This is a genomic window from Pseudoxanthomonas sp. J31, assembly GCF_000510725.1.
In the GTDB taxonomy this organism is placed as follows: Bacteria; Pseudomonadota; Gammaproteobacteria; order Xanthomonadales; family Xanthomonadaceae; genus Pseudoxanthomonas.
The window spans coordinates 1-23,950 of sequence record NZ_AZNZ01000002.1; the positions used below are offsets into that span (position 1 = coordinate 1).

A 23,950-nucleotide genomic window follows, 5' to 3' on the forward strand; every position below is an offset into this window, starting at 1 on the left:
TCGATGCGCCCTCCGGCCTTCGGCCTGCGGGTCAAGACCGGTGCCTTGAACCGCTCGGCCATCTCTCCGTTTTACGTTGCATCGCGCCGCTTTCGCGGCGCCGCCGTGCGGACCAGGACCACGCACCGCAGTGCCCGGTCCGCGCGCAAGCCAATGCACTGGCGCTGCTACGGACATGGCCGGGCGCGACATGCGTGCCGCCTCGCCCCACCGCACCCCACCGACGTCCATGCCGGGTCCGGCGGCAGCCATGCTGCCGCCGAAGCGCCAGGCAAGGTTGCACACCGTGCAGCGCGGACGGCAATGCGGCGGCAGGCCGCTGGCCGGCCGCCGATTGTCGCATGCCGGCGGGCGCCGAATCAGCCGGCCAGGGCGATTTCGCTGCCGGCCGCGGCCACCGCGCCGCCATCCTTGCGCCCGCAGTTGCCGCAGTCCAGGCGCGAGGCCTCGATCTGCTTCGGCAGGTGCTCGGCCAGGAAGTCGATGAACACCCGCACCGCCGGCAGCAGGCCGCGGCGCGAGGCGAACACCGCGTGGCAGATGCCCTGCGGCAGCGACCACTCGGGCAGCACCACCTCCAGCTCGCCGTTGCGCACGGCCTCGGCGCACACGGTCTCCGGCAGCATGGTGATGCCGAAACCGTCCTTGACCATCGCCAGCAGCAGCGGGAAGTCGAACCCGGCCACCCGCGGCTGCAGGTCGTCCACGCGGCGCACCTCGCCGTTGGGACCGTGCAGTTCCCAGCGCTGGTGCGCTTCATCCTCGTGCATGCTCAGGGTCAGGTGCGAAGCCAGCTCGGACGGATCCTTGGGCCGACCGGCCCGGTCCAGGTACTTGGGGCTGGCCACCATCAGTTCCTGGATCTGGCCGAAGCTGCGCATCACCAGGCTGCCGTCGTCGTCCAGCCGGGTGCGCACGCGCAGGGCCACGTCGAAGCCTTCGTTGATCAGGTCGACGCGGCGGTTGTTGACGTGCAGTTGCAGGCGCACCTTCGGGTACTGCTGCAGGAACTTCGGCAGCAGCTTCGGCAGCTGCTGCTGGGCGATAGCCACCGGCACGCTCACCCGTACCAGCCCGCGCGGCTCGGCGCTCAGGCGGTCCACCACCTCGCGCGCGGCCTGGGCCTCGGCAAGCATGGTCTGGGCGTGGCGGTACACGCTCATGCCCACGTCAGTGACCGCGAAGCGGCGGGTGGAACGTTGCAACAGGCGCACGCCGAGGTCGGTTTCCAGCTGGCTGATACGGCGACTCAGGCGCGACTTGGGAATTCCAAGGGCCCGCTCCGCCGCGGCAAAGCCGCCGTGCTCGACGACCATGGCGAAATAGTAGAGGTCGTTCAGGTCCTGCATGGCGCTGTCTCCACAGGCGCAACAGACGGTGTTATCTAACCACCTTTATCCCATCGTTGCAACGATGGACCCTGTGCCCTGCCGGCGGCCCTACCGCCCTTACCACCCTAGAGCAGCGAGAGCACAGCCATGAAACTACTGCATATCGATTCCAGCGCCCTGGGCGCCAATTCCGTGAGCCGCGGACTGAGCGCCGCCATTGTCGCCGAGTGGAAGGCGCACCATCCCGGCCTGCAGGTCGAGTACCGCGACCTGGACGCCGAGCCCCTGCCCCACCTGACCGGCGCCGCGCTGGCCAAGAGCGATCCGGCGCAGGCGGCCGAGGCCGAGCGCGTGCTGGAGCAGTTCCTGTCGGCGGACGTCGTGGTGATCGGCGTGCCGATGTACAACCTGTCGATTCCCTCGACCCTGAAGGCCTGGATCGACCGCATCGTGGTCGCCGGGCGCACCTTCCGCTACACCGCCGAGGGCCCGCAGGGCCTGGCTGGCGGGCGCAAGGTGATCATCGCCAGCGCCCGCGGCGGCCTGCACGCCGGTGCGCCGACCGACTTCCAGGAGCCGTACCTGCGCCAGCTGTTCGCCTTCATCGGCATCCACGATGTGGAACTGGTCCGCGCCGAAGGCGTGGCGATCTCGCCCGAACACCGCGAGCAGGCCCTGGCCGGGGCCCGGGCGCGGATCGACGAACTGGTGCAGCCGCTGGCCAAGGCGGCCTGAGGCAGGAGGGCGGCCGGCGCTGCCGGCCGCCGGGAGGGATCAGGCGATGCGGGCCGCGCCGCCCATGTACGGCCGCAGCACCTCGGGCACGTCGATCGAGCCGTCGGCGTTCTGGTAGTTCTCCATCACCGCGATGAGTGCGCGGCCCACGGCCACGCCCGAGCCATTGAGCGTGTGCACCAGTTCCGGCTTGCCGGTGGCCGGGTTGCGCCAGCGCGCCTGCATGCGGCGCGCCTGGAAGTCGCCGCAGTTGGAGCAGGAGGAGATCTCGCGGTAGGTCTGCTGCGAGGGCAGCCAGACCTCCAGGTCGTAGGTCTTGCGCGCGGAGAAGCCCATGTCACCGGTGCACAGCAGCACGCGGCGGTACGGCAGGCCCAGCTTCTCCAGCACGGTCTCGGCGCAGCGGGTCATGCGCTCGTGCTCGGCGTCGCTGTCCTCCGGGCGGGTGATCGAGACCAGCTCCACCTTCTCGAACTGGTGCTGGCGGATCATGCCGCGCACGTCGCGGCCGCCGCTGCCGGCCTCGGAACGGAAGCACATCGAGTGCGCGGTCATGCGCAGCGGCAGCTGCTCCGGCGCCAGGATCTCGCCGCGGGCGATGTTGGTCAGCGGCACCTCGGAGGTCGGGATCAGGTAGCGCCGGTTCTCGCCCAGCTGGGTGGAGAACAGGTCCTCCTCGAACTTGGGCAGCTGGCCGGTGCCGTACAGCGCGTCGCCGTTGACGACCACCGGCACGTTGGTTTCCTCGTAGCCGTGCTCGCCGGTGTGCAGGTCCAGCATGAACTGGGCCAGGGCGCGGTGCAGGCGCGCCAGCTGGCCGCGCAGCACGGTGAAGCGCGCGCCGCTCAGCTTGGCCGCGGTCTCCGCGTCCAGCCAGCCGTTGCGCGCGCCCAGGTCGACATGGTCCTTGGGCTCGAAGTCGAAGCTGCGCGGCGTGCCCCAGCGGTGCTGCTCGGCGTTGGCCGACTCGTCCGGACCCACCGGCACGTCCTCGGCCGGCAGGTTGGGGATGCCCTGGGTAAGCGCTTCGAGCTTGCCACGGATCTCCTCCAGGCGCGCCTCGGAAGCCTTCAGCTCGTCGCCGAAGCCGGCGACCTCGGCCAGCAGCGCGGACACGTCCTCGCCCCTGGCCTTGGCCTGGCCGATCGCCTTGGAGCGGGTGTTGCGCAGGTTCTGCAGCTCCTGGGTGCGCACCTGGATGGCCTTGCGCTCGGCCTCCAGCGATTCCAGCGCCTGGGTGTCGAGGGCGTAGCCGCGCGTGGCGAGGCGCTCGGCGATGGCGGCGGTCTGGGAACGGAGCAGCGAGGGGTCGAGCATTGCAGGGACCGGGAGGACGCGGAAGAGACGTGCATTATCCCCCAACCGGCGCCCCCCGCGCCCGCGGGCCCGGCCGGGCTGTGCCAGAATCGGCCGCTCCGCCCCCGACACGCCGCATGAGCCGAACCGAAGAACACCCCGCGGACCTCCTGCGCCGCCTGGCCCGCAGCCGCTGGGCCGTGGTCGCCGGTGCCTTCGTGCTGGGCTGGGTGCTGTTCCTGCTGGTGGTGACCCGGCAGTCCGGCGAGCCCGCCCCGGGCGAGGCCGCCCCGGCAGCGGCGCTGGCCGCGCTGCCCAGCGAGCCGCTGCCCGCGCCCATGCCGGCTGGAACCAGCGCGCCGCTGCCGCGCACCGCCGACGGCGAGGAACCGCGCCTGGTGGAGGAAGCGCCCGCGCCGGAGCCGGTGCAGCCGGAGCCGGAAACCGTCGAGCCCGCGCCGGTGGAACCGGCGCCGGTCGCGCCGGTGGCGTCCAGCATCGCCCAGGCACCCGAACTGCTGCCGGGCCAGCCCGCGCCACGCTATCCCGCTTCCGCCCTGCGCCGCGGCGAGAGTGGCACCGTGGTGCTGCGGGTCCAGGTGGATGCCGAAGGCCGCGCCGGCGACGTGGAGATCGTCGAGCGCAGCGGTTCGCGCGAGCTGGACCGCGCCGCGGCCGAGGCGGCACTGCGCTGGCGCTTCCAGCCCGCACGCGACGGCGAAGGCCGGCCGCTCCCGGGCGAAGCCATCGTGCCGGTGGAGTTCCAGACCGAGTGAAGCGGCGCTCACGGCGCTGAACCGTGGCGCGCCGTTGGCACGGGCTTCATCGCCCGATCATCCGGCCGACACACCGGCGTGGCCAGACTCCCCGTGCACCTGCAACGAGGAATCGCCATGGCCACCTACTTCGACACCGGCCGCGCCGGGCTCCGGGCCGCGCTGTCCAGGCACGCCCTGGCGCTGCGCGCGGCGATGCTGGGCCTGGCATTGCTCGCCGCGGCCCTGGCGTGGCTGGCCCTGCGCGAGGCAAACCCGGTGGCTGCCGGCGACCAGCCGCAGTATTACGACGGCCTGCCCGCCAGCCCTTCCACAGCGCTGGAAACGGACCGCCCGCCACGCCCGCTGGCCGGCAACCCGGTGCCCAGCTATCCGCGCAGCGCGCTGCGCAACGGCAGCGAGGGCGACGTGGTCGTTGCGATCATCGTCGGCAGCGACGGGCGTCCGGTGGACGTGCAGGTGGTCGCGCGCGGTGGCAGCGAGGACCCGGCATTCGACCGCGCCGCCATGGCGGCGGCGCGGCAGTGGCGCTTCGAGCCGGCCATGCGCGACGGCCAGGCCGTGCCTTCCACCGTGCACCTGCCGGTCGAGTTCCGCCGCGAGTGAGGGCGCGCGTCCTCAGCCGGCCGCCAGGCCGAAACCACAGCCACGCGCCAGCAGGTCGAACCCCGGGAACGACGTCGCCACGGTGGCGGTGTCGTTGATCCGTACCTGCGCATCCGAGCGCTGCCCGGCGACGGCGAAGGACATGGCGATGCGGTGGTCGTGCTGGCTCTCGATCGTGCCGCCGTGCAGCTGCCCGGGATGGATGGTGGCGCCGTCCGGGGTCTCGTCGACCTGCAGGCCCAGCGTGCGCAGGCCGCTGGCCATCGCCGCCAGGCGGTCGGATTCCTTCACCCGCAGCTCGGCCGCGCCGCGGACCACGGTCGGGCCTTCGGCGCAGGCCGCGGCCACGAACAGCGCCGGGAATTCGTCGATCATGTCCGGCACCAGTGCCTCCGGCACCTCGATGCCGCGCAGCGGCGCATGCCGCACCACCAGGTCGGCCACCGGCTCGCCGCCATGGGTGGAGGGATTCTCCTCGGTGATGTCCGCGCCCATCAGGCGCAGCGCATGCAGCAGTCCGGTGCGGCGCGGATTGAGGCCGACCTGGCGCAGGCGCAGTTCCGAGCCGGGCACGATGCTGGCCGCGACCAGGAAGAACGCGGCAGAGGAGAAGTCCGCCGGCACCGCGATGTCGGTGGCGCGCAGGCGCTGGCCGCCGCGCAGGCGGGCGTAGCCCGGCGAGAACTCGATGTCCACGCCGAACGCGGCCAGCATGCGCTCGGTGTAGTCGCGGGTCGGGTGCGGCTCGGCCACCGAGGTCCCGCCCTCGGCGTACAGCCCGGCCAGCAGCAGCGCCGACTTCACCTGGGCGCTGGCCACCGGCAGCGTGTAGTCGATGCCACGCAGCTTCTGCCCGCCGTGGATGCGCAGCGGCGGGGTACCGTCGGCCCCGGTGTCGATCCGGGCGCCCATCTGTGCCAGCGGCACCGTGACCCGGCGCATGGGCCGCTTCGACAGCGAGGCGTCGCCGACCAGCACGCTGTCGAACGCCTGCCCGGCCAGCAGCCCGGCCAGCAGGCGCATGCCGGTGCCGGCGTTGCCGCAGTCCAGCGGGCCGTCGGCGGGCCTGAGCCCGTCCACGCCCACGCCGTGGACGATGCGCCGCGACGCCGTCGGCGTCTCGATGCGCACGCCCAGCCGCTCGAAGATCGCCGCGGTGGCACGGGTGTCCTCGCCTTCGAGGAAGCCATCGATGGTGGAAACGCCATCGGCCAGCGCGGCGAACATCACCGCACGGTGCGAAACGGACTTGTCGCCGGGGATCTCCAGCGTCCCGCGCAGCGGCTGCCCCGCGCTTGCGATCCAGTGTTGCGAAGACTGCGACATCAGCTCTCCATCGTCTGCACGCCCGGCGCCTTCCAGCGCCGCGAACGAATCACCAATCACCAATCACCGCCCTCAAGGCACCGCCACCGGATACGACCCCAGCACCTTCACCTTGGCCACGTGCTTCTCCAGCTCGGCCAGCGCCTTCTTCATCGCCTCGTCCTCGACGTGGCCGGCCAGGTCGATGAAGAACGCGTACTCCCACTTGGCCTGGTGCGAGGGCCGCGACTCGATCCGGTTCATGCTGATGCCGTGGCGCGCGAACGGGCTGAGCACGTCGAACAGCGCGCCGGGCTTGTCGTGGATGAACACCAGGATCGAGGTGCGGTCGTGGCCGGACGGCGGGAACAGGCGCCGGCCGATCACCAGGAAGCGCGTGGTGTTGTCGCGGTCGTCCTGGATCGGCTGCATGATGACCTTCTTCAGGCCGTAGACGTGCGCCGCACTCTCGCCGGCGATGGCGGCCGCGTCGTCGGCGCCGCGCGCGCGGCGCGCGCCCTCGGCGTTGCTGGACACCGGCACCTTCTCCACCTTCGGCAGGTTGGCGCGCAGCCAGCCGGCGGTCTGGGCGAAGGCCTGCGGATGGGCGTAGATGCGCTCGATGTCCTCGATCCGGCCGGTGCGCGAGAGCAGGTACTGGTGCACCTTCAGCTCCACCTCGCCGCAGATCTTCAGTGGCGAGGTCAGGAACATGTCGAGGGTGACCTGGATCGTGCCCTGGCCGGAGTTCTCCACCGGCACCACGCCGAAGTCGGCGTTGCCGGCGTCGACCTCCTGGAACACCTCCTCGATGCTCGCCAGCGGCAGGCCGTGCGCCGAGCGGCCGAAGTGCTTGAGCACGGCCTGCTGGCTGAAGGTTCCTTCCGGCCCCAGGTAGCCGATCTTCAGCGGCTCCTGCTGCGCCAGGCAGGCGGACATGATCTCGCGGAACACGTGCACCAGGACCTCGTCCGGCAGCGGCCCCTGGTTGCGGTCCACCACCATGCGCAGCACCTGGGCCTCGCGCTCGGGGCGGTAGTAGTCCACCGCCGCGGCGAGCTTGCCCTTGGCCTTGCCGACCTGCAGGGCGAAGCGCGCGCGCTGCGCGATCAGCTCCTGGATCTGCCGGTCGATGCTGTCGATCTGCGCGCGCACGTCCTCCAGCACCGGCGGCGCGGTCTTCGCCGCCGCGCGGCGCGCCGGGGTCTTGCGGGTCGCGGCCTTGCGGGCGGCGGGCACGGCCTTGCTTGCGCTGGTTTTCTTGCTCGATGCCATCGAAGGGTTCCGTCGTCACTGGCGGCGGCCGCGGCCGCCGCGCAACCGGTGGGTCAGCCGTGGCGGCGCTGGAAGTCGGCCATGAAGTCGACCAGGGCCTGCACCCCTTCCAGCGGCATGGCGTTGTACAGCGAGGCGCGCAGGCCGCCGACGGCCTTGTGGCCCTTCAGCGCCAGCAGGCCGGCCTCGCGCGATTCGGCCACGAAGCGCGCGGTCAGCGCCTCGTCGGGCAGGAAGAACGGGATGTTCATGCGCGAGCGCACCGCCGGCGCGACTTCGTTGCGGTAGAAGCCGCCGGAGGCGTCGATCGCCTGGTACACCAGCGCGGCCTTGGCCGCGTTGCGCCGCGCGAACTCCTCCACGCCGCCCTGTTCCAGCATCCAGCGCACGGTCAGGCCCAGCAGGTACCAGTTCCAGGTCGGCGGCGTGTTGAGCATCGAATCGCGCGCCGCGTGCGAGGCGTAGGTGAAGATGTCCGCGCGCGGCTGGCCGGCGCGCTCCAGCAGTTCGCGGCGCACGATCACCACCGAGATGCCGACCGGGCCCAGGTTCTTCTGCGCGCCGGCGTAGATCAGGCCGTACTTCGATACGTCGATCGGCTCGGAGGCGATCGAGGAACTGAAGTCGGCGAACAGCGGCGCCCCGCCCACGTCCGGCGCCCCGCGGTACTCCACGCCGTGGATGGTCTCGTTGGCGGTGATGTGCACGTAGGCCGCGCCGGGGCTCAGCGCCCACTGCGCGCGCGGCGGGATGTCGCGGAAGCCGCCGGCCTCGCCGTCGGCGACCACGTGCACGTCCACGTACGGCCGCGCCTGCTTGATCGCGGTCTTGCTCCAGTGGCCGGTGACCACGTAGTCGGCGCGCTGGCCCGGGGCGGCGAAGTTCAGCGCCAGCAGCGCCTGCTGGGTGGTGGCGCCACCCTGCATGAACAGCACGGCGTAGTCGTCCGGGATCGACATCAGGGCGCGTAGGTCGGCCTCGGCCTGCGCGGCCACGGCCATGAACTCGGCGCCACGGTGGCTCAGCTCGACGATCGACGCGCCCACCCCGTTCCAGTCCAGCATTTCCGCCTGCGCCTGGCGCAGGACCGCTTCCGGCAACGTCGCAGGGCCGGCACTGAAGTTGTACGCGCGCGTCATGAAGCACCCATAACGAAAGGGCTCGTAGTATGCCGCAGCGCACCAGTTGCGGGCGCAACCAAGACCGGCCCCGCGCCGCCGCGGGGAACCGCGCCGGCATGGACGCTGTCCCACTTCCGTCCGACCTCCGGAACCTGCCATGCGCCCGCCTTCCCTGCCCCGGATCCCCGCCAGCGAAATCACCGACGAGGCGGTCTACCGCGACCGCCGCCGACTGCTGGGCATGCTTGCCGCCAGCCCGGTGCTGGGCCTGGCCGGCTGCGCCGAAGCCGAGCCGCCGCCCCCGCCGCGCGCCCGGACCAGCACCGCCCAGGCGCGCGCCGGTTTCAGCACCGACGAGGAGCCGACCCGCTACGAGGACGCCACCACCTACAACAACTTCTACGAGTTCGGCACCAACAAGGACGATCCCTCGCGCGCGCCCCGCACCCTGCGCACCTCGCCCTGGTCGGTGTTGGTCGACGGCGAGTGCGCCAGGCCCGGCACCATCGGCCTGGAGGACCTGCTGCGCGGGATCGCGGTGGAGGAACGCATCTACCGCCTGCGCTGCGTGGAAGGCTGGTCGATGGTGATCCCGTGGAACGGCGTGCCGCTGGCGGACGTGCTGCGCCGCTTCGAGCCGACCTCGAAGGCCAAGTACGTGGCCTTCACCACCCTGGCCGACCCGCGGCAGATGCCCGGGATCCGCTACCGCTCGATCGACTGGCCGTACCGCGAGGGCCTGCGCATCGACGAGGCCATGCACCCGCTGGCCCTGCTGGCCACCGGCCTGTACGGCAAGCCGCTGCCGCAGCAGAACGGCGCGCCGCTGCGCCTGGTGGTGCCGTGGAAGTACGGCTTCAAGTCGATCAAGTCGATCGTGGCCATCCGCTTCACCGAGCGCATGCCGAAGACCGCCTGGAACGAACTGCAGCCGTCCGAGTACGGCTTCTTCGCCAACGTCAATCCGGCGGTGGACCATCCGCGCTGGAGCCAGAAGACCGAGCGCCGCATCGCCGGGACCAAGAGCAGGCTGTTCGCCGCCCGCATCCCGACGCAGCCGTTCAACGGCTACGCCGAACAGGTCGCCGCGCTGTACGCCGGCATGGACCTGCGCAAGTGGTACTGAGCGGCGCGCCTGCCGCTCCCGCCCGGCCGCGCCGGAGCAGCGGAGCGGGCCTGGTCGCGGCCAAGGCCGCGGCGCATGCGCTGGCCCTGGCGCCGGCCGCGTGGCTGGGCTGGCAAATGGCGCAGGTCTGGCGCACCGGTGGCGACATGCTGGGGGCAGACCCGGTGGCCGAGATCGAGCACCGCACCGGCCTGTGGGCGCTGCGCCTGCTGCTGCTGGCCCTGGCCATCACCCCGTTGCGCCGGCTCAGCGGCCAGCCGGTGCTGCTGCAGTTCCGGCGCATGCTGGGGCTTTACGCGTTCTTCTACGCCTGCCTGCACCTGTGCGCGTACCTGGTGCTGGACCTGGGCGGCTACTGGACGCAACTGTTCGGGGAAATCGCCAAGCGCCCGTACATCACCGTGGGCTTCCTCGCCTGGCTGCTGCTGGTGCCGCTGGCGGTCACCTCCACCCGCGGCTGGATGCGCCGCCTGGGCCGGCGCTGGGGCCAGCTGCACCGCGCCGTCTACGCCATCGGCGTGCTGGCGGTGCTGCACTTCTGGTGGCTGGTGAAGTCCGACATCCGCGAGCCGGCGCTGTACGCCGGCATCCTCGCACTGCTGCTCGGCTGGCGCCTGGTGCTGCGGCTCAGGGCGAACCGAACCACAGCAGCGCACTGAGCGCTCCGGCCAGCAGGATCGCCGCCAGCAGCAGCCAGGGCACGCGCACGCCGCTGCGCGGCGGCGCTGCCGGCGCCGCCGCCGGCTCGGCCGTGTCGCCCGCGCCGCGGGGGGCCAGGTCGGGCAGCGCCGGGGCTTCGACCACGAAACGGTGCTGGCCCTCGAACACGACCTGGTCCCCGGCCGCCAGCACCGCGTCGCGCACCGGCATGCCGTTGACCACGCTGCCCTCGGCCGAGCCCAGGTCGCGCAGCAAGACCTGCCCACCCTGGCGCTCGAGCATGGCGTGGCGCGGCGCGAATGCCGGGTCGTCGATGCGGATGTCGGCCTCGTGCACCGAACCCACCAGGCGCGGCTGGGCCAGGGTGAAGCAGCGCCCGTGGTGGGCGCCGCCAACCCCGCGCAACACCACGCAGGCCTCGTGCGCCGCCGCGTCCGCGGGCTCCTGCGCGGCCTCCGGCGCACGCGGCCCGGCCCGTACCAGCAGTTCGACGCCGTCGGCATAGACCGCGTCGCCGGCGCGCAGCAGGGCCATGCGCCGCACCGGGCGGCCGTTGACGTGGATGCCGCGCGCGCCATTGGCCACCTGCAGCCACAGCCCGCGCCGGTCCAGGCAGAACTGCGCCAGCAGCGCGCCGGCCGCCTCGCCCAGGCCGAGGGTGCCGTTGGCCTGGCGGACCAGGCGCAACACCCCCGCGGCCAGCGGATGGTCGGGTTGCTGGCGGTTGCTGAAGTGCAGGTGCAGTGCGTGTTCTTGCATGCGTGGCAGACTATCAGCGCGCTTGCACCAGCCGCCAGTTCCGCGTGCGCACGCGCGCCCTTCCCGCAGCCAACGGAGTCCGACGCTTGTCCCGCATCGATATCGAACACGCCCATTCGCGCACGCCCGAGCAGGTCCGCCAGGCGGTGGAGGGTATCGCCGCCAGGCTGCAGGAGCGGCATGGCCTGAGCAGCCGCTGGGAAGGCGACAGCCTGGCCCTGGGCGGCCCCGGCATCGACGGGCGCATCGAGCTGCTGCCCGGCAAGGTGCGGGTGCAGGCCGAACTGGGCTTCCTGTTCTCGGCCCTGCAGGGGCTGGTGGAATCGGAGATCCGCCGGGTGCTGGCGGAAAAGCTCGGCTGAGGATCACGCCGCCTTTGCGGGCCGGCCGTGAAACTCGCGTGTGTTTCCCACGACGCGAGGACCCGGCCATGACCGTTGAAAACCGCTATCGCGAGACCCCCAGCGCCGCCGACATCCAGGCCCAGGCCGGGCGCTTCGCCCGCGAGCTGGGTGAATCGGCGCAGCAAGTGTGGCTGGCGGGCATCGGCGCGCTGGCGCGGGCCCAGGCCGAGGGCAGCCGTTTCTTCGAGCAGCTGGCCGAGGAAGGACGCGCGGTCGGCGAGGGCCAGGGCCCGGCCGGCGAGAACAGCGCCGCCGCGCGCCTGGAAGGGCTGCGCCAGGCCGTGGACGGCGCCCTGGGCCGGGCCACGGCCAAGGCCAACGAGGCCTGGGACAGCGTCGGCCGCGCCTTCGAGCACCGCGTCCAGCAGGCCCTGCGGCAGATGGACGTGCCCACCCGCGAAGACCTGGACGCGCTGGGAGCGAGGATCGACGCCCTGACCCGGGAACTGCAGCTGCGCACCACCGTGGCGCCGGAACCGTCCGTGCCGCCGACCCCGGGCCCGGCGCCGGCCGCCGGCGGCCCCGGTCCGCGCCCGGATGCCGGAATCAGCTAACGCAGCATTCCATCGGTGGTACCACTGCATTGTTGCAAAGCACAAATCGCTTCGGCAGAATCGAAACCGGCCCGCCAGTCCCCTCGCCGTTTGCTCCCCTCCCCTCTCGGCTTCTGGACTGGCGGGCCTTTTCGTGCCCGCGACCGGTGGCGTCCCGGGCCGTGTACCATCGGTCCGATGCTGTTTGGGGAGCCACGAGGAAGTTGATGTCTGCCTGGATCCTGGGGGGGAGCCTGGCCCTGCTCACGGCTGCCGTGGGCCTGCCTTATGTCTGGTTCGTACGTCGCGGCACGCACCGCGCGACCGCCGGCCTGCGCGCGATCGCGGCCCTGCGCTGGCGCGAGCTGTCGACCCTGGTCGGCCAGGCCATGCAGCAGCGCGGCCTGCGCCACGCCGGCCGCGGCCACGGCGAAGCCGCCCCTCCCGGCGACGGCAGCCGCCTGCTGATGACCGACGGCAGCCAGCGCTGGCTGCTGGCGTGCAAGCACGGCAGCGCCTACCGCCTCGGCTCCCACCACGTGACCGAGCTGGCCGCCGAGATGGAGCTGGCCGAGGCCCGCCACGGCATCCTGCTGACCGAGGGCCGGGCGCGCGCCGGCGCGCTGGCGGCGGCCGCACGCCACGACATCGAGGTGATCGACGGCCGCCGGCTGTGGACCCTGCTGCGCCCCTACGTGGGCCCGGAAACCCGCACCCAGGTGGAAGCGGCGGCCGAGGCCCGCTCGCGGACCGAGGCCTTCTGCGTGGCCGGCCTGGCACTGGCCCTGGGCGCGCTGGGGGTGGTGTCGGGGGATGCCCTCGTGGACGGCCTGGCCACGCTGCGCGCCCCGCGCGGCAACGTCGAGCCCCAGGCGCTGGCCGCCGCGGCGGCGCCGGCCGCCAGCCCCGCCGTCGCCCCGCGCGAGCCGGAACGGCTGCCGGAGGACGCGGGCATCGAGGACTTCCCCGACGAAGCCACCCTGCAGCATTACCGCAACGAGGTGGTGCGCGGGGTGTCGCTGCAGCCGGGCATCGGCCGCGTGTTCTGGCTGACCCACAACACCCTGGTGGTGGACCGCACCGGCACCATCGAGGCGATCTGGCCGCTGGTCTGCGCCGAGCTGGAGCGCTACCCGGCGCTGCGCACCGTGCGCGTGCAGCTCAATCCGCGGCCGGGCCGCGAGGAACAGGTGCGCTGGCGCCAGTGCCGCGTGCAGTAAGGCGCCACGCCGGCAGCGGATACGACGCGGGCGGCCACTGGCCGCCCTCGGCGCTTGTGCCTGGGGTGTTGCCCGCGGCCGGGCTCAGCCGGCCGGCGGGGCCTCGGCGCCGGCCGGCTCCGCCGCGGCGGGCTGCACGCCCTCCTCGGCATCGTCCAGCGAGGCGTCCACGCGCTCGACCGCCTGCAGCGACTCGCCCTCGGCCAGGCGGATCAGGGTCACGCCCTGGGTATTGCGGCCGACCTGGGAGATCTCCGCGGCGCGGGTACGCACCAGGGTGCCGGCGTCGGAGATCAGCAGCACCTCGTGCTGTTCGGACAGCTGGATCGCGCCGACCAGCCTGCCGTTGCGCTCGCTGGTCTGGATCGCGATCACGCCCTGGGTGCCGCGCCCCTTCTTCGGGTACTCCGACAACGGGGTGCGCTTGCCGTAGCCGCGCTCGGACGCGGTGAGGATGTCGCCCTCGCCGTCCGGCACCACCAGGCTGACCACGTGCTCGCCCTCGGCCAGGCGGATGCCGCGCACGCCGGTGGCGGTGCGGCCCATGGCGCGCACCTCCGACTCGTCGAAGCGCACGGCCTTGCCGTTGGAGGCGAACAGCATGACGTCGCGGCCGCCGTCGGTGAGCGCGACGCCGACCAGGGCATCGTCCTGGTCCAGGTTGATCGCGATCTTGCCGCGCGCCAGGCGGAAGGCGAACTCGGTCAGCGGGGTCTTCTTCACCGTGCCGTTGCGGGTGGCGAAGAACACGTACTGGCCTTCGGCGTACTCGCGCACCGGCAGCACCGCCTGCACGCGCTCGCCTTCCTCCAGCGGGATCCAGTTGATGATCGGGCGGCCGCGGGCGTTGGAGCCTGCCTCCGGCAGCTGGTGCACCGGCAGCCAGAACACCTTGCCGCTGCTGGTGAAGGTCAGCAGGGTGTCGTGGGTGTTGACCAGCCACAGCCGGTCGATGAAATCCTCGTCCTTGGTCGCGGCGGCGGCGCGGCCGCGGCCGCCGCGCTTCTGCGCGCGGTAGGCCGACACCGGCTGGCGCTTGGCGTAGCCGGCGTGCGACAGGGTCACCACCACGTCCTCCGGCGCGATCAGGTCGAGGATGTCCAGGTCCTCCTCGCTGGCGCGGATCTCGCTGCGGCGGTCGTCGCCGTACTCGGCCTTCAGCTCGTTGAGCTCGGTGCGGATCACCTGGCGCAGCACTTCCGGATCCTCGAGGATCTCGATCAGGCCGCGGATGGTCTCCAGCAGCTGGCGGTATTCCTCGGTCAGCTTCTCCTGCTCCAGGCCGGTCAGGCGGTGCAGGCGCATCTCCAGGATCTGCTGGGCCTGGACCTCGGTCAGGCGGTACATGCCCTCGACCAGGCCCACGCCGGCCGGCAGGTCGTCCGGGCGCGAGGCCTCGGCGCCGGCGGCGGCCAGCAGCGCGCCGACCAGGCCCGGCTCCCAGGTGCGGCCGAGCATGCGCTCCTTGGCCACCTGCGGGTTCTCCGAGGTCTTGATCAGCTCGATCATCTCGTCGATGTTGGCCAGCGCGACGGTCAGGCCTTCCAGCACGTGGGCGCGGGCGCGCGCCTTGCGCAGCTCGAAGATGGTGCGGCGGGTCACCACCTCGCGGCGGTGGCGCAGGAAGGCCTCGAGGATCTGCTTGAGGTTGACCAGCTGCGGGCGGCCGTCGACCAGCGCCACCATGTTGATGCCGAACACCGATTCCAGCTGGGTCTGCTGGTAGAGGTTGTTGAGCACCACCTCGGCGGACTCGCCGCGCTTGACCTCGATGTAGATGCGCATGCCGTCCTTGTCGGACTCGTCGCGCAGCTCCGAGATGCCCTCGATCTTCTTTTCCTTGACCAGCTCGGCGATCTTCTCGATCAGCCGCGCCTTGTTCACCTGGTACGGGATCTCGGTGACGATGATCGACTCGCGGCCGTTGTCGGCCACCTCGATCTCGGCGCGGGCGCGGATGCGCACGCGGCCGCGGCCGGTGCGGTAGGCCAGCTGGATGCCGCCGACGCCGTTGATGATGCCGGCGGTGGGGAAGTCCGGGCCGGGGATGTGCTGCATCAGCGCGCCGACGTCCAGCTCCGGGTCGTCGATCAGCGCCAGCAGGCCGTTCACCACCTCGGTGAGGTTGTGCGGCGGGATGTTGGTGGCCATGCCCACGGCGATGCCGGCCGAACCGTTGACCAGCAGGTTCGGGAACCGGGTCGGCATGACCGACGGCTCCAGCTCCTTCTCGTCGTAGTTGGGCTGGAAGTCGACGGTTTCCTTGTCGATGTCGGCCAGCAGCTCGTGGGTGATGCGGGCCATGCGCGCCTCGGTGTAGCGCATGGCCGCGGCGGAGTCGCCGTCGACCGAACCGAAGTTGCCCTGGCCGTCCACCAGCAGGTAGCGCAGCGAGAACGGCTGGGCCATGCGCACCAGGGTGTCGTACACCGACTGGTCGCCGTGCGGGTGGTACTTACCGATGACGTCGCCGACGATGCGCGCGGACTTGTAGTACGGCTTGTTGCTGTGCGCGCCCAGTTCGTTCATCGCGTACAGCACGCGGCGATGCACCGGCTTCAGGCCATCGCGCACATCCGGCAGCGCGCGGCCGACGATCACGCTCATGGCGTAATCGAGGTAGCTGCGGCGCATTTCGTCTTCTAGGTTGACCGGAATGATTTCTTTGGCGAGATCGGTCATCGGGTGCTTTGCGTCCTGTGGTGCCGGGCTTCCCCGTGGCTGCGAGCAGCGGCCCGTAAACATGGCGGCGGAGCCAGTTGGCTCCGCCGGAATCAACCTGCGGATGGTATCACGGAAAGGCCTTGCCCGGCCAGCTTATCCAACGGAAAAACAAGGACTTGCACCATGCAGGCGGCGCTTTTCCCGCGCTTCGGGCCGGTCCGGACGCAAGCGGCCGGGTGATTGGCCGGCGTTGGGTGCGGCAGGTTGCTGCAGCGTGGCCCGTAGGGACGCGGCGGATGCGGGCGCGGTCGCCGCGGCAGGCCTGGCGGCGAGGGTCGACGCAATGGCGCCCTGCCCTTCTGCATGCCCCGTGTCATTCCGCCGGCGCTGCGGCCCGCCCGCTTGCCGGGGATGGGCGCGCCTCGCCAGCGACGGGGACGCCCCACCCGCAAAAGGTCAGCCCGCGAACAGCGCGCGCATCCCCGCCTCGGCCGGGCGCTCGACCACGCCGCGCTCGGTCACGATGGCATCGATCAGTTCCGCCGGGGTCACGTCGAACACCGGGTTCCAGGCGGCGATCCCCTCGGCCACGGTGCGCACGCCGCCGACGCCGTGCAGTTCGCCCGGGTCGCGCTGCTCGATCTCGATCGCCTCGCCGCTGGCGGTGTCCAGGTCCACGGTCGAGGACGGCGCCACGACCATGAACTTCACCCCGTGGTGGCGGGCGGCGATGGCCAGCTGGTAGGTACCGATCTTGTTGGCGGTGTCGCCGTTGGCGCAGATGCGGTCGGCGCCGACGACCACCCACTGCACCGCGCCGGTCTTCATCAGGTGGGCGGCGGCCGAGTCGGCGATCAGGGTGGCGTCGATGCCGTCCTGCTGCAGTTCCCACACGGTCAGGCGCGCGCCCTGCAGCCACGGCCGGGTCTCGCCGGCGAACACCTTGGCGATGCGGCCTTCGGCCATGCCGGCGCGGATCACGCCCAGCGCGGTGCCGAACCCGGCGGTGGCCAGCGAGCCGGTGTTGCAATGGGTCAGCACGCCGCTGCCCGGCGCGATCATGGCCGCACCCAGCGCACCCATGCGGCGGTTGGCGGCCAGGTCCTCGTCGGCGATGGCCTGCGCTTCGCGCGCGGCCACCTGGCGCCAGTCCGCGCCGGCCGTGGCCAGCACGCGGCGCATGCGCGCCAGCGCCCAGGCCAGGTTGACCGCGGTCGGGCGCGCCGCGTTGAGCCGCTGCAGCGCGGGCTCGAGCTTCTGCAGCGCCTGCGCGCCGTCGCCGGCCTCGACCATGCGCGCCGCCAGCACCACGCCCCAGGCCGCGGCGATGCCGATCGCCGGCGCGCCGCGCACCGCCAGGTCGCGGATCGCCTGGGCGACCTCGTCGCTGTCGCGGCAGGTGACGTGTTCCACCGCGAACGGCAGCTTGCGCTGGTCCAGCAGCTCCAGCGCCTCGCCGGTCCACAGGATCGGGCGGATATGGTCGTAACGGTCGAAATCGAAGGCGGTATCCATCGCGCCATTCTACCGGCGCGCGCGGCTACTCCACCGCGAACTCGGCGCGGCAGCCCTCGTCCACCCAGACCCGGCCGGCGTCCCAGCCCCAGCTGACGCCCTCCACGCAGGCGGCGGAGGACAGCTGGCGCACCAGCTCGACCCCGCGCTCGACCGTGGTGCCGCAGCTGCGGCGGCGATGGTCGCGCGAGGCGCATTCCAGCAGCCGCGGCCCCGGCGGGAAGCCGGTTTCCGGGTCGCCGATCTCGAACTCGCCCTTGCAGCCGCGCGAAACCCGGATCTCGTTGCGGCCCAGCTCCCAGCTCTCGCCGTACCGGCACGGCGCCAGCGCCAGTTCGCGCAGCAGCCGCACCGGGGCGCCGCGCAGGATCACCGGGCAGCTCTCGACCCGGCCGCGGCGCGATTCGCAGCGGACCACCCGGCGGGTGGCGACATCGGCCGCCGGAGGCGCGCGGAACTCGGCGCGGCAGCCGCGCGCCACCCACACGCCGTGCGCATCCACGCCCCAGTCCGACTCGCGGATGCAGGCGTTCTGCGACAACTGGCGCACCAGCACCACGCCGCGGGAGGTGTCCATCGGGCAATGCACGCGCCGCGCGTCGTGCGACGCGCAGCGCACCTGCTCCGGCAGCGTGGACGCCGGCGCGGGCAGCGGCGCCAGCCAGGCCGCGCCCGCGAGCAGGGCGAGGATCCAGGCGGCAACGGCACGGTTCCCCTCAACCATCGTGTTCCGATTCCCGTCCAGGCATTGCCCCGGGATTGTGGCCTTGCAGGCGAAATGCGCGGTGAACGGCATGCGCGGACGTTCAGGCTCGCGCGAAGTCGAAGGCGAGCACGTCGGCGATGCGGCCGGTGCCGGCCAATGCCATCAGCAAGCGCTCGATGCCCAAGGCCACGCCCGCGCAATCGGGCATGCCCGCCTGCAGTGCAGCCAGCAGGCGCTCGTCCAGCGGCGGCTGCGTGGCGCCGCGGCCGGCGCGCACCCGGCCGTCGCGCTGGAAACGGGCGCGTTGTTCGGCCGCGTCGGTCAACTCGTGGTAGCCGTTGGCCAGCTCCAGCGGCCCCAGGTAAAGCTCGAAGCGCTCGGCCACCGGCGGGTCACCGGGGCGGATCCTCGCCAGCGCGCACTGGCTGGCCGGCCAGTCGTGGACCACGGTGATGCGGTCGGCGGCGAACGACGGCTGGATGCGGTGGGTCATCACCAGGTCCAGCCAGTCGTCGCGGCCAAGCCCATCCGGATCGATGGCGATTCCATCCAGGCAGGCGCGCAGTTCGGCCTCGCTGGCCAGGAACGGGTCCACCCCGGCCAGGTCCAGGTACAGCTGGCGGTAGGTGGTGCTGCGCACTTCGGCATCGCGCCCGGCCAGGGCCAGGGCCGCGCGCACCAGCTCCACGGTCTCCTCGGCCAGGCGCAGGTGGTCCCAGCCCACCCGGTACCACTCCAGCATCGAGAACTCGGGATTGTGGCGGCCACCGGCCTCGCCGTTGCGGAATACCCGGCCCAGCTCGTAGCAGTCGCCGATCCCGGCCGCGAGCAGGCGCTTGAGCGGGTACTCGGGCGAGGTACGCAGCCAGCGCAGGTCGGCACCGGCCGAACGGTGGCCGCTGAAGCGGGTGGTGAAGCTCTCGATGTTCGGTTCGGTGTTGCCGGCCTCGGACAGGATCGGGGTCTCCACCTCGAGCACGCCGCGCTCGGCGAAGAACGCGCGCACCAGCGCGTACAGCCGCGCGCGCAGGCGCAGCGCCTCGATCTGCGCGCTGGGGCGCCAGTCGTCCGCGCTCATGCGTGCTCCGCCAGGAAGGCCTGCAGGCGCGCCTCGTCCCAGACCTCGATGCCCAGTTCCCCGGCCTTGGCCAGCTTGGAGCCGGCGGCCTCGCCGGCGACCACGAAGCTGGTCTTCTTCGACACGCTGCCGGCGACCTTGGCGCCCAGCGCCTCCAGCTTCTCCTTGGCCTCGTCGCGGCTCATCGCCGCCAGGGTCCCGGTCAGCACCACGGTCTTGCCCTCCAGCGGGCCCGCGCCCTGCCCGGCCTGGTGCGGCACCAGGGCCAGCAGTTCGGCCTGGGCCTGCGCGCTGCGCAGCAACAGTGCGGCATTGGCCTCCTGCTCCAGCCATGCCACCAGGGCGTTGGCGCTCTCCGCCGGCAGGCCGGCAGTGACCAGGGCGTGCACCGGGGCATCCAGCAGCGCCTGGGCGTCGGCGAAGGCGGCCGCCAGCTGCGCGGCACGCACCGCGGTGACCTTCGGGATCTCCAGGTCCACCAGCAGCGTGGCCAGGTCCAGGCCCTCGCGCAGCTTCGGCGAGGGCGGGTGCGCGTCGCCGATGCGCACGCCGCGTTCCAGCAGGCGGTCGATCACCTCCTGGTTGGCCGGCTGGTCGAGGAAGTGGCCGATCGCGCGCGCCACCTCGCCGCCGATGTCCGGCACCCGCTTGAACAGGGGCCACGGCAGGCGGCGCACCAGTTGCAGGTCGCCGAACCACTGCGCCAGCGCCTTGGCCGTGCTCTCGCCCACGTGCTGGATGCCCAGCGCGTAGAGGAACCTCGCCAAAGTGGTGTCGCGGCTGTGTTCGATGGCCGCGACCAGGTTCTCGGCCCAGCGGGTGGCGATCTTCTTCGGGTTCCAGGCAAAGGCAATCGGCAGGCCCAGGGCGCGCGTGCGCCAGCCCTCGTCGCCGCCGTCCAGGGCCAGCAGCGCCGCCAGCGCGGCGCCGCTGCCCTCGCCCGGCTGCAGGTGCGGCTGCACCGCGCCGGCCAGGGCCTCGGGCGACTCTGCGTCCAGCACCAGCTTCAGGTACAGCAGCTGGTCGCGGCCCAGGCCGTAGAGGTCGGCGATGCCGCGGATGATGCCGGCATCGACCAGGGTCTCGACGTACTTGTCGCCCAGGCCGTCGATGTCCATCGCCCGGCGCGAGGCGAAGTGGTTGATGGTTTCCTTCAGCTGCGCCGGGCAGGCGGCTTCGCCGCTGCAGCGCCATACGGCCGCGCCTTCCTCGCGCACCAGTTCCGAACCGCATACCGGGCAGTGGCTTGGCATGGTCCAGGGCTGCGTGCCGTCCGGGCGGTGCTCGGGCACCACCTGCACCACCTCGGGGATCACGTCGCCGGCGCGGCGCACGATCACGGTGTCGCCCACGCGCACGTCCAGCCGCGCCACGTGGTCGGCGTTGTGCAGGGTGGCATTGGTCACCACCACGCCGGCCACGTGCACCGGCTTCAGCCGCGCCACCGGGGTGGCGGCGCCGGTGCGGCCAATCTGGATCTCGATCGCCTCGACCGTGGTGGACTGTTCCTGCGCCGGGAACTTGTGGGCGATGGCCCAGCGCGGCGCGCGCGCGACGAAGCCCATCTCGCGCTGGCCGGCGTAGTCGTCCAGCTTGTAGACCACCCCGTCGATGTCGAACGGCAGGCCGTCGCGGGCCTCGCCAATCCCGCGGTAGTAGCCCAGCAGGCCGTCGGTGCCGCGCACCACCTGCACCAGGTCGCTGACCGGGAAGCCCCACTCGCGCAGCTTCGCCAGGGTGCCCGAATGCGTGTCCGGCAGGCTGCCACCCTCGACCTGGCCCACGCCATAGGCGTAGAAGCTCAGCGGGCGGCTGGCGGTGACCTGGGGATCGAGCTGGCGCAGCGAGCCGGCGGCGCCGTTGCGCGGGTTGGCCAGCACCTTGCCGCCGTGCAGGCGCGCCTGCTCGTTCCAGCGCTCGAACGCGGCGCGGGCCATGTACACCTCGCCGCGCACCTCCAGCACCGGCGGCCAGCCGCGGCCGGCCAGGCGCTGCGGGATGTCGGCGATGGTGCGCAGGTTGGCGGTCACGTCCTCGCCGGTGGCGCCGTCGCCGCGGGTGGCGCCGCGCACGAACGCGCCATCCTCGTAGCGCAGGCTGATCGCCAGGCCGTCCAGCTTGGGCTCGGCCGAGAACACCAGCTCGGGGCGGTCCAGCTGCTCGGCGATGCGGCGCACGAAATCCGCCACCTCCTCGTCGCTGAAGGCATTGCCCAGCGACAGCATCGGCACCGCGTGCACCACCGGGGCAAAGCGCGCCGAGGGCGCGGCACCGACCCGGCGGGTCGGCGAATCGGGCGCGGCCAGTTCCGGATGCGCGGCCTCCAGCGCTTCCAGCTCGCGCACCAGGGCGTCGTATTCGGCGTCGGTGATGCTGGGCGCATCCAGCTCGTGGTAGCGGCGGTTGGCGTCTTCGATCCTGCGCCGCAGGTCGGCGGCACGTTCGGCGGGGGCCGGACTGGAAGTCATCTGCACGCGACGTGGTTCGGGGGCACGATCTTACCCGCCGCGCGGTGAGCGCCGACAGACGCTTGCCGCCGCGCCGGCGGCGGCGCTAGCGTGCGGGGACCGCCACTGCATCTTCCGTCGATGAGCCCACTGTCCCGTCGATCCTTCCTCCGCGGCAGCAGCCTGGCCGCCGCGGGCCTGGCCGCCGGGGCGCTCCCGGCCGCGCTGCAGGCGGCCGCGCCGGCGGCGGCCACCGCCGGTGCCGGGCCGGTGCTGCTCAACTTCAACGAATGCCCGTTGGGTCCCTCGCCCGCCGCGCAGGAGGCGGTGCGCGCGATCCTGCCCGCCAGCGGCCGCTACCTGTTCGGCCTGCGCGGGGAGCTGGCCGCCGAGTTCGCGCACCAGCACGGGTTGCCGGTCGACCACGTGGCCGTCTACGCCGGCTCCAGCGACCCGCTGGACCGCGCCGCGCTGGCCTTCACCGGCCCGCAGCGGCCGCTGGTGCTGGCCGACCCGACCTTCGAGGCAGTGGCCGACACCGCCGCCGCGCAGGGCGCGGCCGTGCACCGGGTGCGGCTGCGCGCCGACGGCAGCCACGACGTGCGCGCCATGGCCGCGGCCGCGCCGCAGGCGGGCCTGGTCTACGTGTGCAACCCGAACAACCCGACCGGCTCGGTGACCGCGCGTGCCGAGCTGGACTGGCTGCTGGCGAACAAGCCCGCCGGCAGCGTGCTGCTGGTGGACGAGGCCTACATCGAGTACAGCCAGGAGCGCTCGATGCTGGACCACGTGCGCGCCGGCGCCGACGTGGTCGTGCTGCGTACCTTCTCCAAGATCTACGGCATGGCTGGCCTGCGCCTGGGCCTGGCCCTGGGCCGCCCCGACCTGCTGGCGAAGCTGGCGGCGTTCGGCAGCAATCCGCTGCCGGCCACCGCCCTGGCCGCCGGCCTGGCCAGCCTGCGCGATCCGGGCCTGGTGCCGGAACGGCGCCGGGCCAATGCACTGGTGCGCGACCAGACCATCGCCTGGCTGCAGGCGCGCGGCTATCCCTGCCTGCCCTCGCAGGCCAACTGCTTCATGGTCGATGTCGGCACCGACGGCAGGGAGTTCGCCGCGGCGATGGCCGGACACGGGGTGCTGATCGGCCGCAGCTGGCCGGTGTGGCCCAGCCGGGTCCGGGTCACGGTGGGTACCGGGGAGGAGATGGCGCGCTTCCGCGAGGTGTTCGCCCTGCTCGCGCCGGCGCGGGCGGCGGCGGCGTAGGCGCCGGGCAGGCTGCAGGCTGCCGGGGCGCGAGGCCCGTCGTTCCGGCAGGCGTCGGAATCCATGCGCATGCACGGCTGCGGACGCGGTGCGGGCATGCGCGGGTCCGCTTCACCAGTCACGGCCACGCGACGGCCAGCGTTCCGGGGCAAAAGCATCGGGTGCGCGGGCTCCGGACGGGGCCCAGGCGCAACGACCCGGTCCACAAACCGCCCACGCCCTCGCGGGACAGGCGCCAGGTGTGCTCCAGGCAGGGGACGACGAAGGGTGGCGTGGCCCGGGCCGGGATGGCCATGGCGGCACGCCGGCGCCGCCTACCAGCGCGGCGCCTTGGTCAGCGGCGGCGCTTCGTGCTGGCGGTCGTAGGCGCGCAGCTCGTCGCGGATATGGGCGATGCGCTGGCGGCCCAGGGCGTTGCGGTTCTCGTCCAGGACCACGCCGTCCAGCAGTTCGGCCATGCGCTGCACGGTCGGCAGCATCTTCTCCCAGGCGTCCAGCGCCGGGACCGGCGCGGGCAGGGTCAGGAAGAACGCGATCGCCGGGGTCTCCAGCTCGCGGATGTTGGCCATGTCGAAGCTGCCGGGCTTGATGATGCTGGCCATGCTGAACACCGGACCGCGGTCCGGATGGCCCTCCAGCAGGCGGTGGAACACGTTCATGTGGCCGAAGACCATGCCGGTCTTCTCCGCGGCCACCACGATGTCCTCGCCACGCAGCACGCTGCCGGCACGGGCGGCCACGTACAGCGACACGATCTTGTCGAAGTCCTGGATCTCGCGCTTGCCCAGGGTGCTGGTCGACGCCGCCGCCGCCGGCTCCTCCAGGCCCAGCTCGGGCTGGCTGACCTCGCCACCCGCGGCTTCGGCGCCCTCGCCTTCCCCATCGTCGTCCAGCTGCGGCTCGCGGCGCGCGGCGGCGGCCGGCGCGGGCGATTCGCGGCGCCGGCCCTGCTGCTCCTTGCGCGGGCGGGAGCCGAAGTACCAGATCGCCAGCATCAGCAACGCGCCGGCAACGAGGATGCCGATGCGCAGCAGGTCTCTGTCGTCCATGGATTCAGTTCTCCGCCGTATGCCAGTCAGGGGGCAAGCATGTCATGCCGCCAGCGCCGGAAAAACCCCGGCGCCAGGCCT

General features: G+C 72.4%; 21 protein-coding genes. 9 read left to right on the plus strand and 12 right to left on the minus strand.

All coding sequences use genetic code 11. The features are described 5' to 3' along the window. Positions 1 to 359: 359 nt before the first annotated feature. A complete protein-coding gene (locus tag PSEJ31_RS0103290) occupies positions 360 to 1,349 on the minus strand; it encodes a LysR family transcriptional regulator (protein WP_019399922.1) in 990 nt (329 codons plus the stop codon). A 129-nt stretch (positions 1,350 to 1,478) separates the two neighbouring features. On the opposite strand from PSEJ31_RS0103290, the gene PSEJ31_RS0103295 reads away from it, so the two are divergent. Then, on the plus strand, positions 1,479 to 2,066 hold the full coding sequence (locus PSEJ31_RS0103295) for an FMN-dependent NADH-azoreductase (protein ID WP_028914644.1): 588 nt from the start codon (positions 1,479 to 1,481) through the stop codon (positions 2,064 to 2,066). Between the two features lie 39 nt (positions 2,067 to 2,105). On the opposite strand, the gene serS is transcribed toward PSEJ31_RS0103295, so the two are convergent. Next, positions 2,106 to 3,383 (minus strand): serine--tRNA ligase, encoded by a 1,278-nt coding sequence (serS, locus tag PSEJ31_RS0103300; protein WP_028914645.1) that lies wholly within the window; start codon positions 3,381 to 3,383, stop codon positions 2,106 to 2,108. A gap of 116 nt (positions 3,384 to 3,499) precedes the next feature. On the opposite strand from serS, the gene PSEJ31_RS0103305 reads away from it, so the two are divergent. After that, entirely contained in the window at positions 3,500 to 4,138 is a 639-nt protein-coding gene (locus PSEJ31_RS0103305) for an energy transducer TonB (protein WP_019399919.1), read from the plus strand. Between the two features lie 117 nt (positions 4,139 to 4,255). After that, positions 4,256 to 4,744, plus strand: coding sequence for an energy transducer TonB (locus PSEJ31_RS16290; protein ID WP_051403633.1), 489 nt, complete (start codon positions 4,256 to 4,258; stop codon positions 4,742 to 4,744). A 12-nt stretch (positions 4,745 to 4,756) separates the two neighbouring features. Here PSEJ31_RS16290 and aroA read toward each other — a convergent pair whose 3' ends face one another. The 3 genes from aroA to serC form a co-directional block, all read right to left on the minus strand. After that, positions 4,757 to 6,070 carry a 3-phosphoshikimate 1-carboxyvinyltransferase gene (gene aroA, locus PSEJ31_RS0103315; protein WP_028914646.1) on the minus strand — a complete coding sequence of 438 codons (1,314 nt, stop codon included), beginning with the start codon at positions 6,068 to 6,070 and terminating at the stop codon, positions 4,757 to 4,759. Positions 6,071 to 6,142: 72 nt separating this feature from the next. Beyond that, positions 6,143 to 7,324: a prephenate dehydratase gene (pheA, locus tag PSEJ31_RS0103320; RefSeq protein WP_019399917.1), complete on the minus strand. Its 1,182-nt coding sequence runs from the start codon at positions 7,322 to 7,324 to the stop codon at positions 6,143 to 6,145. A gap of 53 nt (positions 7,325 to 7,377) precedes the next feature. Beyond that, positions 7,378 to 8,463, minus strand: a complete 1,086-nt coding sequence (gene serC, locus PSEJ31_RS0103325; RefSeq protein ID WP_028914647.1) for a phosphoserine transaminase — start codon at positions 8,461 to 8,463, stop codon at positions 7,378 to 7,380. A 139-nt stretch (positions 8,464 to 8,602) separates the two neighbouring features. Here serC and msrP point away from each other — a divergent pair, with 139 nt between their 5' ends. Both msrP and msrQ read left to right on the plus strand, forming a co-directional pair. After that, on the plus strand, positions 8,603 to 9,571 hold the full coding sequence (gene msrP, locus PSEJ31_RS0103330; protein WP_028914648.1) for a protein-methionine-sulfoxide reductase catalytic subunit MsrP: 969 nt from the start codon (positions 8,603 to 8,605) through the stop codon (positions 9,569 to 9,571). Positions 9,572 to 9,621: 50 nt separating this feature from the next. After that, complete coding sequence (gene msrQ / locus PSEJ31_RS0103335; RefSeq protein WP_026010789.1) at positions 9,622 to 10,230, plus strand: protein-methionine-sulfoxide reductase heme-binding subunit MsrQ; 609 nt, start codon at positions 9,622 to 9,624, stop codon at positions 10,228 to 10,230. On the opposite strand, the gene PSEJ31_RS0103340 is transcribed toward msrQ, so the two are convergent. Further along, complete coding sequence (locus tag PSEJ31_RS0103340; protein ID WP_028914649.1) at positions 10,199 to 10,990, minus strand: FHA domain-containing protein; 792 nt, start codon at positions 10,988 to 10,990, stop codon at positions 10,199 to 10,201. The genes msrQ and PSEJ31_RS0103340 overlap by 32 nt on opposite strands. Positions 10,991 to 11,076: 86 nt before the next feature. Here PSEJ31_RS0103340 and PSEJ31_RS0103345 point away from each other — a divergent pair, with 86 nt between their 5' ends. The 3 genes from PSEJ31_RS0103345 (at position 11,077) to PSEJ31_RS0103355 (ending at position 13,147) form a co-directional block, all read left to right on the plus strand. After that, positions 11,077 to 11,352, plus strand: coding sequence for a polyhydroxyalkanoic acid system family protein (locus PSEJ31_RS0103345; protein ID WP_019399912.1), 276 nt, complete (start codon positions 11,077 to 11,079; stop codon positions 11,350 to 11,352). A gap of 68 nt (positions 11,353 to 11,420) precedes the next feature. Further along, positions 11,421 to 11,948, plus strand: a complete 528-nt coding sequence (locus PSEJ31_RS0103350) for a phasin family protein (protein WP_019399911.1) — start codon at positions 11,421 to 11,423, stop codon at positions 11,946 to 11,948. 206 nt (positions 11,949 to 12,154) lie between these two features. Continuing rightward, positions 12,155 to 13,147, plus strand: a complete 993-nt coding sequence (locus tag PSEJ31_RS0103355) for a restriction endonuclease (RefSeq protein WP_019399910.1) — start codon at positions 12,155 to 12,157, stop codon at positions 13,145 to 13,147. A gap of 84 nt (positions 13,148 to 13,231) precedes the next feature. Here the strand turns inward: PSEJ31_RS0103355 and gyrA are convergent, their stop codons facing one another. The 5 genes from gyrA to ligA form a co-directional block, all read right to left on the minus strand. After that, entirely contained in the window at positions 13,232 to 15,829 is a 2,598-nt protein-coding gene (gyrA, locus tag PSEJ31_RS0103360; RefSeq protein WP_028914650.1) for a DNA gyrase subunit A, read from the minus strand. A gap of 438 nt (positions 15,830 to 16,267) precedes the next feature. Next, a complete protein-coding gene (gene mtnA / locus PSEJ31_RS0103365) occupies positions 16,268 to 17,326 on the minus strand; it encodes an S-methyl-5-thioribose-1-phosphate isomerase (protein ID WP_019399908.1) in 1,059 nt (352 codons plus the stop codon). A gap of 25 nt (positions 17,327 to 17,351) precedes the next feature. Next, positions 17,352 to 18,050, minus strand: a complete 699-nt coding sequence (locus tag PSEJ31_RS0103370) for a DUF3011 domain-containing protein (RefSeq protein ID WP_186828177.1) — start codon at positions 18,048 to 18,050, stop codon at positions 17,352 to 17,354. A gap of 82 nt (positions 18,051 to 18,132) precedes the next feature. After that, a complete protein-coding gene (gene epmA, locus PSEJ31_RS0103375) occupies positions 18,133 to 19,110 on the minus strand; it encodes an EF-P lysine aminoacylase EpmA (RefSeq protein ID WP_028914651.1) in 978 nt (325 codons plus the stop codon). Then, entirely contained in the window at positions 19,107 to 21,578 is a 2,472-nt protein-coding gene (gene ligA / locus PSEJ31_RS0103380; protein ID WP_028914652.1) for an NAD-dependent DNA ligase LigA, read from the minus strand. Before ligA ends, epmA begins: the two co-directional genes overlap by 4 nt. Before the next feature lie 120 nt (positions 21,579 to 21,698). Here ligA and PSEJ31_RS0103385 point away from each other — a divergent pair, with 120 nt between their 5' ends. Further along, complete coding sequence (locus PSEJ31_RS0103385; RefSeq protein WP_028914653.1) at positions 21,699 to 22,820, plus strand: pyridoxal phosphate-dependent aminotransferase; 1,122 nt, start codon at positions 21,699 to 21,701, stop codon at positions 22,818 to 22,820. A gap of 314 nt (positions 22,821 to 23,134) precedes the next feature. On the opposite strand, the gene zipA is transcribed toward PSEJ31_RS0103385, so the two are convergent. Then, positions 23,135 to 23,869 carry a cell division protein ZipA gene (zipA, locus tag PSEJ31_RS0103390; protein WP_019397101.1) on the minus strand — a complete coding sequence of 245 codons (735 nt, stop codon included), beginning with the start codon at positions 23,867 to 23,869 and terminating at the stop codon, positions 23,135 to 23,137. Between the last annotated feature and the right edge of the window lie 81 nt (positions 23,870 to 23,950).

Excerpts from the sequence above, each read along its gene's own strand:
- aroA (WP_028914646.1), bottom strand. The coding sequence starts at position 6,070 with ATGTCGCAGTCTTCGCAACACTGGATCGCAAGCGCGGGGCAGCCGCTG.
- epmA (WP_028914651.1), bottom strand. The coding sequence starts at position 19,110 with ATGAGCGCGGACGACTGGCGCCCCAGCGCGCAGATCGAGGCGCTGCGC.
- serS (WP_028914645.1), bottom strand. The coding sequence starts at position 3,383 with ATGCTCGACCCCTCGCTGCTCCGTTCCCAGACCGCCGCCATCGCCGAG.
- PSEJ31_RS0103385 (WP_028914653.1), top strand. The coding sequence starts at position 21,699 with ATGAGCCCACTGTCCCGTCGATCCTTCCTCCGCGGCAGCAGCCTGGCC.
- pheA (WP_019399917.1), bottom strand. The coding sequence starts at position 7,324 with ATGGCATCGAGCAAGAAAACCAGCGCAAGCAAGGCCGTGCCCGCCGCC.
- zipA (WP_019397101.1), bottom strand. The coding sequence starts at position 23,869 with ATGGACGACAGAGACCTGCTGCGCATCGGCATCCTCGTTGCCGGCGCG.
- serC (WP_028914647.1), bottom strand. The coding sequence starts at position 8,463 with ATGACGCGCGCGTACAACTTCAGTGCCGGCCCTGCGACGTTGCCGGAA.
- PSEJ31_RS0103355 (WP_019399910.1), top strand. The coding sequence starts at position 12,155 with ATGTCTGCCTGGATCCTGGGGGGGAGCCTGGCCCTGCTCACGGCTGCC.
- gyrA (WP_028914650.1), bottom strand. The coding sequence starts at position 15,829 with ATGACCGATCTCGCCAAAGAAATCATTCCGGTCAACCTAGAAGACGAA.
- PSEJ31_RS16290 (WP_051403633.1), top strand. The coding sequence starts at position 4,256 with ATGGCCACCTACTTCGACACCGGCCGCGCCGGGCTCCGGGCCGCGCTG.
- PSEJ31_RS0103350 (WP_019399911.1), top strand. The coding sequence starts at position 11,421 with ATGACCGTTGAAAACCGCTATCGCGAGACCCCCAGCGCCGCCGACATC.
- mtnA (WP_019399908.1), bottom strand. The coding sequence starts at position 17,326 with ATGGATACCGCCTTCGATTTCGACCGTTACGACCATATCCGCCCGATC.
- msrP (WP_028914648.1), top strand. The coding sequence starts at position 8,603 with ATGCGCCCGCCTTCCCTGCCCCGGATCCCCGCCAGCGAAATCACCGAC.
- PSEJ31_RS0103305 (WP_019399919.1), top strand. The coding sequence starts at position 3,500 with ATGAGCCGAACCGAAGAACACCCCGCGGACCTCCTGCGCCGCCTGGCC.
- PSEJ31_RS0103290 (WP_019399922.1), bottom strand. The coding sequence starts at position 1,349 with ATGCAGGACCTGAACGACCTCTACTATTTCGCCATGGTCGTCGAGCAC.
- PSEJ31_RS0103340 (WP_028914649.1), bottom strand. The coding sequence starts at position 10,990 with ATGCAAGAACACGCACTGCACCTGCACTTCAGCAACCGCCAGCAACCC.
- PSEJ31_RS0103370 (WP_186828177.1), bottom strand. The coding sequence starts at position 18,050 with ATGGTTGAGGGGAACCGTGCCGTTGCCGCCTGGATCCTCGCCCTGCTC.
- ligA (WP_028914652.1), bottom strand. The coding sequence starts at position 21,578 with ATGACTTCCAGTCCGGCCCCCGCCGAACGTGCCGCCGACCTGCGGCGC.
- PSEJ31_RS0103295 (WP_028914644.1), top strand. The coding sequence starts at position 1,479 with ATGAAACTACTGCATATCGATTCCAGCGCCCTGGGCGCCAATTCCGTG.